The following is a 15,396-nucleotide window of genomic DNA, read 5'->3' on the forward strand; positions in this document are numbered from 1 at the left end:
ATAATGATTTTGAGATCTAGTTATTTCATCCTTCGCCGCATGCTCAGAAATTATATAGGAATGGCTATTCTACTAGTAACTCCAATCGCATTAATCACAGTTTTAGGGTTGATAGCTGACGGTGCAGTGAGTGAACCTCTCGGCATACCAATGAAGGATGAGGTTGCCGTTACAATGGTTTTTGCCTTTCTCATGTTTGGTGGATTTTATACAATGGAATATATAAAGGGAGACCTCATGTCTACTATGAAATGGAGAATGTACTCCCTGCCATATCAAGCTCATACACATGCTTATTCGATTTTAATTTCCAGTGCCCTTTTTAATGTGCTACAGAGTTTTGTAATTGTTATTTACACCCACTTTGTTTATGATGTTCACTGGGGGAATTTTGGGTTTGTATTACTCACTCTTATGGTTGTTTCGACTCTTATTCAACTTGTATTTATCAACTTTGTTTTAGGAGTGAAAAATTATAAAACTGCTGAGCGATTAGGGACAGGATTTGGCCTCGCGTGCCTCATGGTTGCAGAGGTGTGGTTTCCATTGCCAGATAGTGCATTTTTCCGTTTTATTTCGACTTACAGTAATCCGTTTTCCCTTGGGCAAAACATGATTTTTGGCACAATAACAGGTGAAAATATTGATAAAGCAATCATCAGCTTTGTGATTTTAATAGGATTATCTATTGTTTTGGCAATGTCAGCAGCGTATTTTGGAAGGCGGAAGCTTGTATGACCATATTTACCTTTGTTTTTAAACGTTTTTTTCGAAAAAAATCAAATATTTTCTTTTTACTCGTCCTTCCAATAGGAGCTGTATTTCTCCCTATAGGAGAATGGCCTCCGATTCCGTTAGGTTTTCAATATTATAGTATTTTATTGTTGTTTCTTGCAGCTCGGCTTGGGGGAATCATCTTAGAAGACCGTGCCAATAAGACGCTTTTACGGGTAAGTGTAGCACCCATTACCCATTTTCAATATTTATGGAAAAACTTGTTAGCCTACTCAATTATCTTGACCTCCGTAAATGTGGTGTTCGTTACACTAGGAGTTATCGTTCATGGGGAAAATTTACCGTCTCCAATCTTATTTCTACTTATCTATACTGTTTTTTCTACGACTTCGTTAGGTTTCTCTTTAACCTGGTATTCTTTATTCCGTAACAAAGAAGCAGCATTCAGTATTCTAGGAGGAGTCATTATCCTCATGGCAATGCTAGGAGGAGTCATGTGGCCTGTGGAAATTATGCCAGAATTGCTACAGCGTGCAGTTATGCTTTTGCCAACTTATTGGGTAGCGGAAGGAACTATTTTAGTAGCTTATGGGGCACCAACAAAGGACCTGATTACCCCATTAGTGGTGATGTTTCTCTTCTGTATTGCCTTCCTATTAGTAGGTAGCAGAAGGAGGCTCACATAGCTTTATCGGATTATTAGTTAAACTAATTTGTTATGATAGAGATAGTAGATATAAGGACGTGTGTACGTATGAATAATAAATGGGAATACTGGACTTCAAAATCAGCGACTATTCTTTGGCGCGTTTTAGGATTACTTTTACTTTGCGTACTGTGGCTTCAAGGCAACGGGGGTGAAGGAGGAGTAATCCTTCTCTTGTTTCTTGCAATTATGGCACTAGCTCGTTGGAGATTTCAATTGCCAGGATGGACCGTCCTCATTGATCAGGCCGCATGCTTAATTACCATCACATACTGGCCGTTTGCCGCTTTTGCGTTAGCAATTCCTGTTTTTGAAAGCTTGCACAAAAGACAGTCCTGGTTTGCTCTACCGACAATCATTTTTGCCATTATCTATTCTGACACTTCCATCGTTCTTATAGCCGTATTCATCCTTGCGGGATTGTCCGGGGCGATCCTTGATGGCTGGGCCGAGGAAACGAAGAATTATCAGAAGGAAGGGGATCGACAACGAAGAGACCGCTATGAATTGGAAAACCTAAAAGAAGAGCTCTTGTTAGCAAATGCTCAAGGGGCACGAATGGCTGAGCTGGCAGAAAGAAACCGAATTGCACAGCAGTTACATGATGATGTAGGGCATGAGTTAACAGCATCCGTCCTAGCATTGCAAGCCTTTGAGCAACTGTGGAAGGAAGGGGACCCTGAAGCAAAAGAAATGTTCTCTCAAGCACAGAACCGTCTTTCTAAAAGCGCTGTCTACTTAAGAGAAACTGTACATAACTTAAAACCAATGAAGGATTTGGGAATTGAAGAATTACAAGAAATTAGTGAACAATTTTCACTGTGTCCGGTGCAGTTCCAAGTTTTTGGTGACACATCCAAAGTACCTGCACACTTATGGAGTATACTCTATCCCACATTAAAGGAAGCCTTAACAAATACTATTCGGCACGCAAAACCAACAAAGGTGGAAGTTTCTTTTGATATCAATCCCCACATTCTAAGGTTATCCGTCTTTAATGATGGAATGAATAAGGATCAAAATGGTAAAGGAACAGGAATAGGTCTAAGAAACCTTCGCCACCGAGCAAAGGCTGTAGGTGGGAGTATATCGTTCGACACTACCGATGGATTCTTATTAATCTGTGTCCTACCTATAGAAAATCAGCACCAAGGAAGCTGCTGAAAAAGTGAAAATCACACTTTTTCAGCGACTTTGCACCAAGGGAGGTTTCAATTATGAAGATATTAGTCGTTGACGATGATGCTTTAGTTTGTAAAAGCTTGAAAGTCCTCCTATCCCGTGAAAAAGACATGGAAGTCATTGGTACCGCCAATAATGGTGCCGAGGCAATCACAGCCTGTCGTACAGAATTGCCAAACGTTGTTTTAATGGATATCCAAATGCCTGTCATGGACGGGATTCGAGCGACGAGGCAAATTAAATTAGACTGGCCAGAAGTTCATGTGATGATGTTAACTACGTTTAAGGATGAAAAAAATATACGATTAGCCCTCCTAGCAGGAGCGGCAGGTTATTTAATTAAATCAATCGAGGTTACTAGTATGGCTCAACAGATACGCGCCCTCATGTCGGGCTCCAGAGTATTAGATGCAGATGTGTTAAAACAACTCACCGAGCCAACTAACAGGGAAGAGCTGGAGCAATTAACGCCTAGGGAAAAAGATATTGCAGGATTAGTAGCGGAGGGCCTTTCCAACCGGGAAATAGCCGATCAGCTTTATATCAGTGAAGGGACTGTACGCAATACGCTTTCTGTCATTTTAGAAAAACTACAGCTTCGGGACCGAACTCAGTTAGCCATCTATTATTTAAAAAATAACAATATATAACTGCCATTGGAATATGATTTGTGGAGAGGGGGATTGGATATGGAAGTCATTGGTTCTGCATTGCTAGTACTAGCGGTATTCTTCTATTTTGAATAAGAGACGTTAATGAAACGAAATTGTGGTATGAAGAAATTATGGACCAATTCAATTAGTATTTTGAAGGATAGGGGGCTATCTAAATATGAGGAATAAGAGCAATCATGAATTGGCTATTGAAGCAAAGGGTCTTGTTAAAGTATTTGGAAATAAACGTGCGGTAGACGGTGTTGATTTAGCCGTAGCTAAAGGGACAGTGTATGGATTTTTAGGACCAAATGGAGCAGGGAAGACAACAACTGTTCGGATGTTGGCGACGTTAACACGTCCTGATGCTGGGAGTGCTAACATACTTGGTCACGATCTTGTAGAAGAATCAAATGAGGTACGTAAAAAAGTAAGCTTAACTGGACAATTTGCTTCAGTAGATGGAGACCTTTCAGGGATGGAGAATCTAATTCTGATTGGACGCCTTTTAGGTTACTCGAGACGACAAGCAAAAGAGCGAGCGATCGAATTACTAACTGCTTTTGGTTTAAAGGATGCAGCCAAGCTTCAAGTGAAGAATTACTCTGGGGGAATGAAGCGTCGGATTGATATTGCGGCAAGTATTGTTGTTTCTCCAGAATTACTTTTTCTTGATGAACCGACAACAGGACTTGATCCCCGTAGCCGCAATCAAGTATGGGATATCATTAGAGTGCTAGTTAGTACGGGTACAACTGTATTATTAACAACACAATACCTTGAAGAAGCCGATCAACTCGCGGATCGAATTGCAGTTATTGACCAAGGGAAAATTATTGCAGAAGGGACGAGTGGTGAACTAAAAGCATCAGTAGGTACAGGCAAACTACATGTTCGCCTCTTTGATCCTGAACAGAGATCAGAGGCAGCTGAGATATTAACTGAGGAACTTGATGTACAAATACAATTGGCATCTGAACCATCAGCTCTGTTTGCACAAGTATCTGATACTGAACGTGTCACACATGCACTTGGAGAATTAGTCCGCTCAAATATTAAAGTCACTGATTTTTCACTTGGACAGCCAAGTCTTGATGAAGTATTTTTAACCTTGACGGGAAGGCCGGCTGAAGATGATTCTAGTGAGGAAAATAAACAAACAATCGAAGGAAAGGGGGAAGTAGAGTGAATTCAACTCCAAATAGAACGAATGAGTTTGAAGTGGATGAGGCTATGAAGAGTGCATTATCCTCTCGTGAACGTCCTTCTAAACCAAATGGAGTATCCACTTCGCTTACATTTGGTTGGCGAGCACTATTAAAAATCAAATATGTACCTGAACAAATGTTGGACGTAACTGCTTTTCCAATCATGTTTCTACTCATGTTTACTTATTTGTTCGGTGGTGCCATTGCTGGATCTACGAGTGACTATTTACAGTTCCTTCTTCCAGGTATTCTAGCGATGACGGTTATTACAATTACGATGTACACGGGAATCGAGCTAAACAACGACATTACGAAGGGGGTCTTTGACCGTTTTCGCTCCTTACCGATATGGGGTCCTTCTGTTCTTGTCGGGATGTTACTAGTGGATGCGGTACGTTACACAGTAGCGGCTGCCATTATGATTTCTCTAGGTCTTCTCATGGGCTTCAGGCCTGAAGGTGGTGCAGTAGGAGTGTTGTCGGGAGTCGGGGTATTGCTTCTGTTCTCATTCAGTCTTTCTTGGATATGGACGACACTCGGTTTAATTCTTCGTTCAGAAAAATCACTTATGGGAGTTAGTATGTTGGTCTTGTTTCCGTTAACGTTTGTAAGTAACGTTTTCGTTGATCCGAGAACATTGCCAACATGGCTAGAAGCGTTTGTAGAGGTCAATCCGATTTCCCTTCTTGTGACAGCAACGCGAGGTTTGATGCATGGGACGGCGACATTTGAAGAAGTCGGATTGGTACTCATTGTTTCCGTCATCATAACCGTTATTTTTGCACCAATTACAATGTATTTATATAGAAATAAAAAGTAAAGGAAACGCAAATAGCAATAGAAAGAGAAAGAGCGTACCAGCAATAATATGGTACGCTTGTTTTCGTTTGATATATCAACTTTTTATGGAGGAGTATAGTTATATTGTATTAGGGAAAAAATAGGACAAAATTACCTAATTGGATTGGAGTTTTATATTCATGAGTTCTCACGAAGCTGTAAAAATCACTTCATCAGAAATGGCATCATTGTGGAATGCCTATATCAATCACACACATAGTATTTGTATTTTAGAGTATTTTATAGCGAAAGCTGAAGACTCTGATATATTAAATACTCTTAAAAATACTTATCAAAAAATTAATAATAGCAAGGAATCTTGTCAACAGTTATTACAGTCGGAACAAGTTCCTATTCCAACAGCTTTTAGTACCCATGACGTTGATGTGAATGCACCTCGCCTTTTTTCTGACTCATTTTCTTTAATGTTTATAAAGAACTTATCAAGAGCGATGGTAGCCTCTTGCGGATTAATGTTTACAATGTCCACACGTAAAGATGTTAGAGAACATTTTGAAGACTGTTTATCTAAGGGAACCACGATATTTAATGAAGTAAGTGATTTGTTGTTAGAAAAAGGGCTTTATACAAGACCGCCATTTATTGACCCACCGAAAAAATCCGACTTTATTGAAGATAACGATTACCTAAATGGAATTGATTTATTTAGTGACCAACGATACTTAAATTCAATTGAAATATCTCATGTATTTGCTAATATCGAAGCTAATGTAATAGCTAGTGCATTAACAAAAGGATTTGCCCAAACAGCAGATATAAAGGAAGTTAGAGAATTTATGGAAAATGCAGGGCAGTTATCTGAAGGAATAGTCAATTCCCTAACTCAATTTTTAACAGGAAGTCAATTATCAGCACCAATGCCATCTGAAACTCAAGTGTTTAGTTCTTCTCATCCCCCGTTTTCAGATAGGCTGATGATGTATGAAATAACTGTTTTATCGGCAGCTGGGCTTACTGATTATGCTACATCAATGGCGACGAGCATGAGAAATGATTTAAAAAGGCACTATATGGATTTGATAAATGATACATCGAAGATATCCAAAAAGGCAGAAAAGTTAATGATAGAAAATCATTGGCTTGAACAGCCACCACAACAAGACAGAATAAATCCATAGAGGTACATCACATTGGAGTTGAACGCGAATGATGTTCAGCTCTTTTTTTATGGCTTAGTCTAAAATTAAAAAATATTTATACTGTGGATAAATGAAAGCTTAATGGCAGTTCCTACTGTTGTTGAAGTAATAAGAAAGGGTAGAACAAACAGCATTTAACTTATAGAAGTTAGCATTTGAGTCTAACAAATTTTGTGTACTGTTTATACAATATAAAGCAAATTACAAGTAATGTTACATAGTATATGTTATTGTTATAGTTAAGTAACTATATCGAGGTGAACTTATGGAGTATGTAGAGCCTATCAAGGACATTAAAATGATAGATGATATAAAAGCTATCCTTAAAAATAAGTCCAGAAGAGACTATTTATTTTTTGTTTTTGGTATCAACACAGGAATGCTCGTAAGTCATTTACTAAATATTAAGGTACATGATGTTTTTGATGATGATATTGTAAATGAATATTATGTTTTGAACGAAGAGAAGCATATTGACGGTAAGCACTTTTATATTAATAAAAAGGTAAAAATCGCCTTACAAGAATATATAAAAGAGGCAGAATTAAATAACGAAGATTACCTTTTTAAATCAAAGAAAAACAACCTTCCAATCACTCGACAGCAAGCCTATCGCATTATCAATAATGTTGCTAGAGAAGTGGGTATTGCCGAAAAGGTTGGTACACATACATTAAGAAAAACGTTTGGCTATCATGCCTATCAAAAAGGTATAGCTATTTCATTATTACAAAGGGTATTTAATCATTCAACTCGTGCTGAAACACTGAAGTATATTGGCATTACTAAAGAGGAATCTTTTCATGCAAAAATTGATGTGAACTTATAAAGTATGGAAGTGGAGGAGACAGAATAGGTGTTAGAACAAATAAACATAGATTATTTTATTTTACTTGCAGCTTTACTATTGATTATAGGTGTTTTAACTACAAAGTTCTCAACTCGCTTAGGGGTTCCAGCCCTAGTATTATTCTTATTGGTTGGGATGGTAATGGGGAGTGACGGTTTAGGCTTTATTCACTTCGATAATCCGAAACTAGCTCAGTTAATTGGAATATTTGCCTTAGTTATTATCTTGTTTGAAGGTGGCATGCAAACAAAGTGGTCATCTGTAAAATCCGTAGCGGTACCTTCCTTAACGTTAGCAACTTTAGGGGTTTTAATAACTACGATAGTTGTTGCGGTAGCGGCTAAACTTATATTTGATGTTACTTGGCTAGAAGGATTCTTATTTGGTGCTATTGTTGGTTCAACGGATGCAGCCGCCATTTTTGCTGTATTAAAAGGTCAGAATATACGGAATAAACTTAGTTCAACTCTTGAAGCGGAGTCAGGTACGAATGACCCGATGGCGGTGTTTTTAACGTTATCCCTGATAGAATTGATGACAATTGATCAACCAGTCTATTATTTACTATTAGGCTCATTTATTTGGCAAATGGGAATTGGATTGTTAATGGGGTATCTATTAGGACGTTTTGCTAGTTATGCTATCAATAAAATAAATTTAGATTCAAGTGGTCTTTATCCTATCTTCGCTCTTGCCTTTGCCTTACTCACGTATAGCCTGACAGATTTAATCGGAGCTAGTGGTTTACTAGCTGTTTATATAGCGGCACTGGTCATTGGTAATCAAGACTTAACATATCGACACTCAATTTTTAGATTCAATGAAGGCTTTGCATGGATGATGCAGATACTCATGTTTATCATTCTTGGTTTATTAGTATTTCCTGCACAATTGGTATCATTTGATATTATAATTAAAGGTCTCTTGCTTTCTATTATATTAATTTTCGTTGCTCGTCCTGTTGCTGTTTTCCTTTCGACGATGAGAATGGGATATGATTTAAAAGAAAAAGTATTTCTATCTTGGGCTGGATTAAAAGGCGCGGTTCCAATCGTACTTGCAACGTTTCCGATGACAATGGGACTTGAAAATAGTCAATTGTTCTTTAATGTTGTGTTTTTCGTAGTATTAACATCAGCATTAATTCAAGGGTCAACGATTTCCATTATTGCAGAAAAATTAGGATTAAATGGTCCAAACAAAGTTGAAACTCCTCATTCGTTAGAACTGGTTTCTATCGGCAAAGCTAACGCTGAAATTATTGAATTTGTGGTGAATGAACAGTCTGTTATTAAAGGCAAATTTTTAAAAGATATTAACTTCCCTAAAGATGTTCTAATTAGTGCGATTATTCGTTCGGGAGATTTAATAACCCCTCAAGGAGATACAAATATAAAGTCTGGAGATATACTTTATATTCTTGTATCAAAGAAAAGAAAAAAAGAATTGAAGAGCTTTTTAAATAGTGGTAAGGAAAATAGTAATCAATCGAATTAACTAAGTAGGAAAGAGCAGCTTATTTATTAACGGGTTCAGTTTTGGGAGAGTATACTTTAAAAAACGGGTAGCGATTCTTCAACTACTAAAGTAAGATATATTTTATTATGTAGTGATACGTATGAATATAAAATAGGGGTTGGGTTCTGTTGTTAGAAAAAACTTATAAGAAAATTGGAATTGTTGCTGTAACATCAGAAGGCGCTGCACTTTGTTATAAAAATATTGTTTCTGAATCAATGAAACGAACGGGAAAGAATATTCATCCAGAAATATCACTTCATAATGTTTCATTCTCTGAATATTATCAGGCCGTAGTAAATGATGATTATCAAGAAGTAGAAAATATATTGCTTTATTCTATAAAAAAACTTCAGCTAATAGGGGCAGATTTTGCTATTATTCCTGCAAATACAATTCATTGTGTATTTAAAGAAGTCCAAAAGAGGTCGCCAATTCCATTAGTAAGTATTTTAGAAACAACTTCAAAAGAGTGCCAACGTCAAAACTATAAAAAAGTATGTGTTTTAGGAACAATTTTTACAATGCAAGGAAAATTATATGCAGAATCATTTGAAAAGTATGGTATAGATTTAATTACCCCATCTATTGAAGAACAAGAAATTATTAACTCAATTATCATGGATGAGTTAATACCAGGTAAATTCAATAAGAAGTCAATAGAAAACGTTATATCAATAATCAATAGAGTTAAATCAACTAGGTGTGATGCAGTTGCCCTTGCTTGTACTGAATTACCAATAATAATTAATGATAATAATTCTCCGCTACCTATCCTTGATACAACTAATTTACTATCATTAGCAGCACTAGATTTTGCTATTAATAATAATTAGTTGAAGAAGAAAAGACAATACGACCAAAAAACGCACCAATCAGTGCGTTTTTTGTATGCTAATTATGGTGTTAATGTGTACGGGATTGGAATGCTGAATCCACTTTTGTTTCGCTTGTGATGTAACTTTTATCCTCCAAAAACTGAACCCGTTACTGTTGAGGGCACTGAAAAAGTACCAAATAGATGATTTAAGAAGCGGTAATGGCTTCGCACGTTGCGAGCTTGCTACGAGAAAACCACTCGTAGCAAGCTCTTAAAAAGAGGTAACGGCTACGCGCATTACTTTAAGGGGATTGAAAAAGGGAAAACCTCACTTTTTCAATCCCCTTGTTGAATGGGTCTTTAGAAAGTTTGTGCTATGGGTAAGAATTTATTTTCTCTTAATAGAAATCCAGATTTCACTTTTGTTATCTTTGCTCTCTAGAATTTCTGGACCTTCTTCCAGTTCATACGATGATGTAGGCAACCACTCGGAATAGATTCGTTGCCAATGTTCTTCAACTTGTTGCCAGTCCCCATCCACTTCAAAAATCGCCCAGGTTAAGGCAGGTATTTCTAAAATTGAATACTCATGTATTTCATCCTTTGTGGTAACTGCTCCAATATACTGAGTAAACGTTGCTTTTCCTTCGGTATCTTCTGAGTAGTTGACAGATACATGAATAAGCCCATGAGGTTCGTTAGTGGAGAGGGATTCTAATTCATTCATTTTCGCATCACTGATGCCTGCTATCATATCTTCATAGGTAGGTGATAGAATTTCATTTACCATTTCAACATCATACTTAACACCGACAACTGTAAATGGTTCTTTTTCAATAATACGGTATTTCATTTCAATTCCTCCTTGAATTGTTAATTGAAAGGTCATTCTTGGATATGCTTTTAAACTCTGCTTAGGATTTCGTGATAATGAAGGAGTAACACCGTGAAAGTTTTGAAAAGCACGTGAAAAGGCATCTGGAGATTGATATCCATATTTCATTGCTACATCAATTACTTTAACTTGGGAGTCCTTCAATTCTAAAGCTGCCAAAGTGAGTCGCCTTCTGCGAATGTACTCTGAGATGGTAATACCTGATAGAAGGGAAAAAAGACGTTTGAAATGATATTCAGAACAAAAAGCTCTATTCGCTACTTCATGTAAGTCTATCGTACTATCCAAATTTTCTTCAATATAATGTATTGCATCATTCATTCCTTTTAACATATCCATTAAATTTAACCTCTCTTTCACTAATACAATAACAGGAGAAATCACAACCAACCCGACTTTACATGCTCATTCTAGTCGGATTTTATTTTATACTACTAAAAATTAGTGTAAGCGTACAACTAATTAAAAATAAAAAAGCAACAGTACTTTTATAATGTGTGCACAGTTGCCTTTTTAGGTGAGTAATCTACATATTTAGTTCGATACCCTAAACATTCGTACTAACCCATCTAAACTAGTAGATAATTCTTGTAGCTCGATGCTCATGTTTTTTAAGTGCTTCATTGTAGATGTTTGCTGTTCAGCTGAAGCAGCAATTTCTTCAGTACCTGCTTTTGATTCCTCTAAAGCAGCCGAAGTATTTGTAATCGATTGATTAACTTTCTTACCACTTATCACTAAGTCTTTAATCGATTGATTGACTTGTGTTGTTTGTTCTTTAATATGAAAAGAGGCAACATTTATCTCTTTGATTGCCTTTTCGGTATTCTCTATCTGTTCACCCATTATATCTACATCATGTCTACTTAGTTTAGTATCTTGTACAATTTCTTTGATATCATCCTGAATAGAATGGACTAGCTTTTGAATTTGAATAGTAGATTCTTTGGATTTATTTGATAAATCACTTACTTCTTTAGCAACTACTGCAAAGCCTTTTCCTGCGTCTCCAGCTCTTGCAGCTTCTATAGATGCATTTAGAGATAATAAATTTGTTTGTTCAGCTAGGTTGTTAATAATATCAACAACCTTAGTAATTTCATCAGATTTATTATTTAGTGTAGTTACATTTTTAATAGTTTGATAAACGCTTTTCTGTGTAGCTGCTGCTTTGTCCATAGAATGTGAAATAGATTCATCGCAGAGCTTAATAGAATCTATCACATTAGATGTAGCTTCATCTATATGTTGTATACTTTCTGAAAATTGTTCGATTGCTTCTCCTATTTGATTCGACTCTTCTGCTATGACACTTACATCACCAGCTAATTGTTGCGTCGATGAAGAGAATTGCTCTGTAATAGATGAAATTTGTTCAGAGGATAATTCAGATTCACTAACATTAGATTCCATACTATTAGTACGATTATTTAATAAACTACTAGCTTCTTATATTTCTATGATAATTTTTTCCATTTGTATAGCCGTCTCGTTGAAGACATGTCCTAATTTATCGAATTCATCGCCAGTATTTATTTGAATGCGTTGTGTATAATCACTGGACATAAAGGCATTAGCTAGCTTTGTTAATTGATAAAGAGGTTTTTTAATGAAAAAGTGTATTTTAAAATAAGAATCAATTGCTCCCAATAGTATACTTAATACTCCGGATATAATATTCAAAAATAATAGTTCGTTAATATACAATTCTGCGATTCCCATTATAGTTGTATTTAAAGATATAATAAGAAAAAGCAGTACAACAATAGAAATAGTTAGTTTTGTTTGCAATACACAAATGTAGAATACTTTTGTATATAAATTATCCATAAAAGTAAAATTCTTTTCTATTATTATAGTTTCTTGATTTAAGTAGGTTAAATGTAATAAAATACATTTTTGCGTATGGTATAAATTGAAAGTGCAATTAGTAAAGTAATAGATCTTTAAAAATTCTAATAAAGGGGGAAACAATATGCCATTACCTTTTCTCGCAGTTGCAGCTGCACTCGCGAAAGTTGGTACAGTTGGATTAGGCGTAACAAAAGCGGCAGCTGCCGCAACTACTACTGCTGTGGTAGGGAAGCAGGCAAGTAAAGCAGTTATAAGACAAAATTCAAAAAAGAAAGTGAGCAATCAATCTCAATTACAGTACGGGGATATCATTGGGATAAAAAGAAAGTATTATGAGCATTACGGTATTTATGCTGGGAATGATAGAGTCATCCATTATACTTCCTACACATCAGATGTTTCATCAGATAATGAAATTATGGAGACAGATTTTTCACATTTTTTGAAAGAGGAATCTTCTTTTTTCGTATTAAATGTTGAACGAATAGAAGAAAAGGAAAGACGATATAAAAATTTCCCCACATCACCCGTAACAGCTATTAGTAATTTGGTACAATCTCTTCTTCAAGAAGAAGATTTTCGTATTTATACACCGGAAGAAACAGTTAGAAGAGCCAGGTTAAGACTAGGCGAATCTAAATATAGTTTAGGAGAAAATAACTGTGAGCATTTTGCAGTATGGTGTAAAACAGGGCTTTCAAAATCATATCAAGTGGATCAGATTAAAGAACTTGCTGGGTTTAAATAAGTATAATAGTAGATTGAAGCTGGAAGTGACGCAAACTTTATCGAAAAGGTTTGCGTCTTTTTCTAGCTTTTTATATAATTCTCAACCATTTCAATTGGTTTGATAAAACCAAGTAAGCTGAAAAGGAGAATGTAGTCTCATTAGGAAGGAATTAGGAATAGGAGTATTCCCATTTAGGAAAGTTAATTTCCTAAGTAGTAATGTGAAAAATAGGAAATAGCGGTGATTTACCTATGTAGTATATTATTAGAAGATTAACATAGAACATCACACCTAGAAAGTTACTTTACGAGAAATAAAATAATCAGTAAAGCTGGTGGTATAGATGGAGAACTATGTTGTAGTTAATTTAAAAGTAGAGATTGAGTTAGTTAGAAAAGAAATGGTGTATGTGGGCTTAGAATATGGGTTCACACACCAAAGGACAATAGAATTAAGTACACAATTAGATAAGTTACTTAACAATTATCATATAAATGAAGTAAGAAACGATAAAAAGAATGATACTCTCCTTGATTCTGTTTTTATAGTAAGTGATTAGTTTAACAGTTCGCAGAATATTAAAGGTCGTAGTTCATGTAAATCAATTGCATTCACCATTTTACATTTTATGGATTCTGGTAATGATACTAGTAATCGTACTTGTTGTTTTAATGCTTTCCATTGCTAAATATTATAGCTAGACATCTAGTTATATTAAATATAGAATTATACTATCTTTATAGTGTTAACTATACTAAGTGGAATATACGATTGTTTTTCAACCCTACATGTGTTAAGAAGAAGGGAGAATGTTTTTGTGATGAATTATACGAAGTCGGGAATAGAAGGCCTAGACTACATAATATCAGGAGGCTTTCCTACAGGTTCTTCGATATTACTCGATGGTGCACCAGGTACAGGCAAGACGATATTAGGTATGCAATTTTTATATAATGGTGCTACGGAGCATAATGAAGCAGGAGTTTATATCTCTTTTGAAGAATTTCCAGAACAGATTTATACAGAAATGCAATCTTTTGGTTGGGATATAAAAAAATTAGAAAGAGAAAATAAACTTCGTGTCATATGTATGTCACCTGACGTATTAATTTCTCAGATGAAACAACCAAATGGGATATTCGAACAAATTATAAAAGAAATAGATTGTAAGCGAGTTGTAATAGATAGCTTAAATCTGCTTCATTTTGGTATTGATAACCAAGTTGAAAAAAGAGAAACTGTTTATTTACTTAGGAATATCTTACGTAAATACTCGCTAACATCTTTATTAATAAATGAACAAACTGCTTTAAATAAAGAGGAAATTCCCTTTGTTAGCTATGTGGTAGATGGGGTTATACAAATTTCATTGCAGGAACATAATACAATCTATCGAAAAAGAACGTTAGAAGTGTTAAAAATGAGGGGTTGCAAGATAAAAGAGGGAGAACATATTTATAGAATCACAAGCTCTGGAATTTATCTTGTGCCTGCTCTATCTATGTTTGAGGATATGGTAGTAACTGAAAATCATTCAAATATTACAACTGGGATTACGTCATTAGACAGTATGTTATCTGGTGGAATTCCTAGAGGTACTTCGTTTGTATTAGATACAAACAGTAAAGCAAATTATAAATATTTACTAGCTTCAATCATAACAAGTCGAATTAATGCTGGGGAAAATGTCATTATTCTTTTATCAAGCCTATCAGGTATACATGACCTTGAACATATATACCGATTATATGGCGTTAATCTTGAAGAAGTGGCAAAACAAAAGAAGGTTTATTTTATTGAACACTATGATAGACCTATTCCTGAAGTATATAAATCTTCAGTTATTAATGTGAATAAAATGGCTAATCTAGAGTATAAGACTGTTCTTCGTGATAAACTTGCTGAGGTTGTTTCCAAAAGCATTGAACGAGGAGAGAAATGGTTTGTTTTCTACGATTTAAATACACTGGTTTCTCAAAGAGGGAAGGACTTCGTTACGAGCTTCTTTACTGAAGAAATTGCGTTTGTAAGTGCATCGGAAATGAGCTTACTCGCGTTAACTAACTTTACTGAAATTGGTACGGAAACAGCAAGCTTCTTTGAACGAACTTGTAATGGAGTTATGCAAACGTGGGTTGACGGAAATTATCAGTACTTTCAATTAAAAAAATCACCTCAAGGTACTATGTCCTCACCATTACTAGTTGAGAATATACAATCTAAACCGTTTATTAGATTTATATAA

General features: G+C 35.6%; 16 protein-coding genes. 13 read left to right on the top strand and 3 right to left on the bottom strand.

From position 1 onward, the window contains the following. The first annotated feature begins 3 nt into the window (after positions 1-3). The 10 genes from CD003_RS05270 to CD003_RS05315 all read left to right on the top strand — a co-directional run bounded on the left by CD003_RS05270 (position 4) and on the right by CD003_RS05315 (position 9,688). Positions 4-738 (top strand): ABC transporter permease, encoded by a 735-nt coding sequence (locus CD003_RS05270; protein WP_096199903.1) that lies wholly within the window; start codon positions 4-6, stop codon positions 736-738. Next, positions 735-1,421 (top strand): ABC transporter permease, encoded by a 687-nt coding sequence (locus CD003_RS05275; protein WP_096199905.1) that lies wholly within the window; start codon positions 735-737, stop codon positions 1,419-1,421. The genes CD003_RS05270 and CD003_RS05275 overlap by 4 nt, the downstream gene beginning before the upstream one ends. 68 nt (positions 1,422-1,489) lie before the next feature. Next, positions 1,490-2,605, top strand: a complete 1,116-nt coding sequence (locus tag CD003_RS05280) for a sensor histidine kinase (protein WP_096199907.1) — start codon at positions 1,490-1,492, stop codon at positions 2,603-2,605. 53 nt (positions 2,606-2,658) lie between these two features. Further along, complete coding sequence (locus CD003_RS05285; protein ID WP_096199909.1) at positions 2,659-3,273, top strand: response regulator transcription factor; 615 nt, start codon at positions 2,659-2,661, stop codon at positions 3,271-3,273. Positions 3,274-3,454: 181 nt separating this feature from the next. After that, a complete protein-coding gene (locus CD003_RS05290) occupies positions 3,455-4,465 on the top strand; it encodes an ATP-binding cassette domain-containing protein (RefSeq protein WP_096199911.1) in 1,011 nt (336 codons plus the stop codon). Between the two features lie 44 nt (positions 4,466-4,509). Beyond that, positions 4,510-5,304, top strand: a complete 795-nt coding sequence (locus tag CD003_RS05295; protein ID WP_096202259.1) for an ABC transporter permease — start codon at positions 4,510-4,512, stop codon at positions 5,302-5,304. 160 nt (positions 5,305-5,464) lie between these two features. Beyond that, positions 5,465-6,463: a DUF3231 family protein gene (locus CD003_RS05300; protein WP_096199913.1), complete on the top strand. Its 999-nt coding sequence runs from the start codon at positions 5,465-5,467 to the stop codon at positions 6,461-6,463. Positions 6,464-6,749: 286 nt separating this feature from the next. Next, positions 6,750-7,313 (top strand): tyrosine-type recombinase/integrase, encoded by a 564-nt coding sequence (locus CD003_RS05305; protein ID WP_096199914.1) that lies wholly within the window; start codon positions 6,750-6,752, stop codon positions 7,311-7,313. A 27-nt stretch (positions 7,314-7,340) separates the two neighbouring features. After that, positions 7,341-8,831: a potassium/proton antiporter gene (locus CD003_RS05310; RefSeq protein WP_096199916.1), complete on the top strand. Its 1,491-nt coding sequence runs from the start codon at positions 7,341-7,343 to the stop codon at positions 8,829-8,831. A 149-nt stretch (positions 8,832-8,980) separates the two neighbouring features. After that, complete coding sequence (locus CD003_RS05315) at positions 8,981-9,688, top strand: aspartate/glutamate racemase family protein (RefSeq protein WP_179295441.1); 708 nt, start codon at positions 8,981-8,983, stop codon at positions 9,686-9,688. A 372-nt stretch (positions 9,689-10,060) separates the two neighbouring features. Here CD003_RS05315 and CD003_RS05320 read toward each other — a convergent pair whose 3' ends face one another. From CD003_RS05320 to CD003_RS22535, 3 genes are all read right to left on the bottom strand, one after another. Beyond that, complete coding sequence (locus CD003_RS05320; protein WP_096199920.1) at positions 10,061-10,906, bottom strand: AraC family transcriptional regulator; 846 nt, start codon at positions 10,904-10,906, stop codon at positions 10,061-10,063. A 195-nt stretch (positions 10,907-11,101) separates the two neighbouring features. Further along, complete coding sequence (locus tag CD003_RS05325) at positions 11,102-11,980, bottom strand: methyl-accepting chemotaxis protein (RefSeq protein WP_096199922.1); 879 nt, start codon at positions 11,978-11,980, stop codon at positions 11,102-11,104. Between the two features lie 36 nt (positions 11,981-12,016). Then, a complete protein-coding gene (locus tag CD003_RS22535) occupies positions 12,017-12,397 on the bottom strand; it encodes a HAMP domain-containing protein (RefSeq protein WP_373558530.1) in 381 nt (126 codons plus the stop codon). Positions 12,398-12,542: 145 nt separating this feature from the next. Here CD003_RS22535 and CD003_RS05335 point away from each other — a divergent pair, with 145 nt between their 5' ends. The 3 genes from CD003_RS05335 (at position 12,543) to CD003_RS05345 (ending at position 15,396) form a co-directional block, all read left to right on the top strand. Next, positions 12,543-13,169: a lecithin retinol acyltransferase family protein gene (locus CD003_RS05335; RefSeq protein ID WP_096199925.1), complete on the top strand. Its 627-nt coding sequence runs from the start codon at positions 12,543-12,545 to the stop codon at positions 13,167-13,169. A 325-nt stretch (positions 13,170-13,494) separates the two neighbouring features. Further along, the gene (locus CD003_RS05340) at positions 13,495-13,710 is read left to right on the top strand and encodes an aspartyl-phosphate phosphatase Spo0E family protein (protein WP_096199927.1); all 216 of its coding nucleotides are present in this window, start codon (positions 13,495-13,497) and stop codon (positions 13,708-13,710) included. 261 nt (positions 13,711-13,971) lie between these two features. Then, positions 13,972-15,396, top strand: a complete 1,425-nt coding sequence (locus tag CD003_RS05345) for an ATPase domain-containing protein (protein WP_257008349.1) — start codon at positions 13,972-13,974, stop codon at positions 15,394-15,396.

This window comes from Bacillus sp. FJAT-45350 (genome assembly GCF_002335805.1).
Classification (GTDB): domain Bacteria; phylum Bacillota; class Bacilli; order Bacillales; family NISU01; genus FJAT-45350.

Bases quoted from the DNA above. Each gene is read 5' to 3' on its own strand.
- CD003_RS05270 (WP_096199903.1), top strand. From the start codon at position 4: ATGATTTTGAGATCTAGTTATTTCATCCTTCGCCGCATGCTCAGAAAT.
- CD003_RS05275 (WP_096199905.1), top strand. From the start codon at position 735: ATGACCATATTTACCTTTGTTTTTAAACGTTTTTTTCGAAAAAAATCA.
- CD003_RS05280 (WP_096199907.1), top strand. From the start codon at position 1,490: ATGAATAATAAATGGGAATACTGGACTTCAAAATCAGCGACTATTCTT.
- CD003_RS05285 (WP_096199909.1), top strand. From the start codon at position 2,659: ATGAAGATATTAGTCGTTGACGATGATGCTTTAGTTTGTAAAAGCTTG.
- CD003_RS05290 (WP_096199911.1), top strand. From the start codon at position 3,455: ATGAGGAATAAGAGCAATCATGAATTGGCTATTGAAGCAAAGGGTCTT.
- CD003_RS05295 (WP_096202259.1), top strand. From the start codon at position 4,510: ATGAAGAGTGCATTATCCTCTCGTGAACGTCCTTCTAAACCAAATGGA.
- CD003_RS05300 (WP_096199913.1), top strand. From the start codon at position 5,465: ATGAGTTCTCACGAAGCTGTAAAAATCACTTCATCAGAAATGGCATCA.
- CD003_RS05305 (WP_096199914.1), top strand. From the start codon at position 6,750: ATGGAGTATGTAGAGCCTATCAAGGACATTAAAATGATAGATGATATA.
- CD003_RS05320 (WP_096199920.1), bottom strand. From the start codon at position 10,906: ATGGATATGTTAAAAGGAATGAATGATGCAATACATTATATTGAAGAA.
- CD003_RS05325 (WP_096199922.1), bottom strand. From the start codon at position 11,980: ATGGAATCTAATGTTAGTGAATCTGAATTATCCTCTGAACAAATTTCA.
- CD003_RS22535 (WP_373558530.1), bottom strand. From the start codon at position 12,397: ATGGATAATTTATATACAAAAGTATTCTACATTTGTGTATTGCAAACA.
- CD003_RS05335 (WP_096199925.1), top strand. From the start codon at position 12,543: ATGCCATTACCTTTTCTCGCAGTTGCAGCTGCACTCGCGAAAGTTGGT.
- CD003_RS05340 (WP_096199927.1), top strand. From the start codon at position 13,495: ATGGAGAACTATGTTGTAGTTAATTTAAAAGTAGAGATTGAGTTAGTT.
- CD003_RS05345 (WP_257008349.1), top strand. From the start codon at position 13,972: ATGAATTATACGAAGTCGGGAATAGAAGGCCTAGACTACATAATATCA.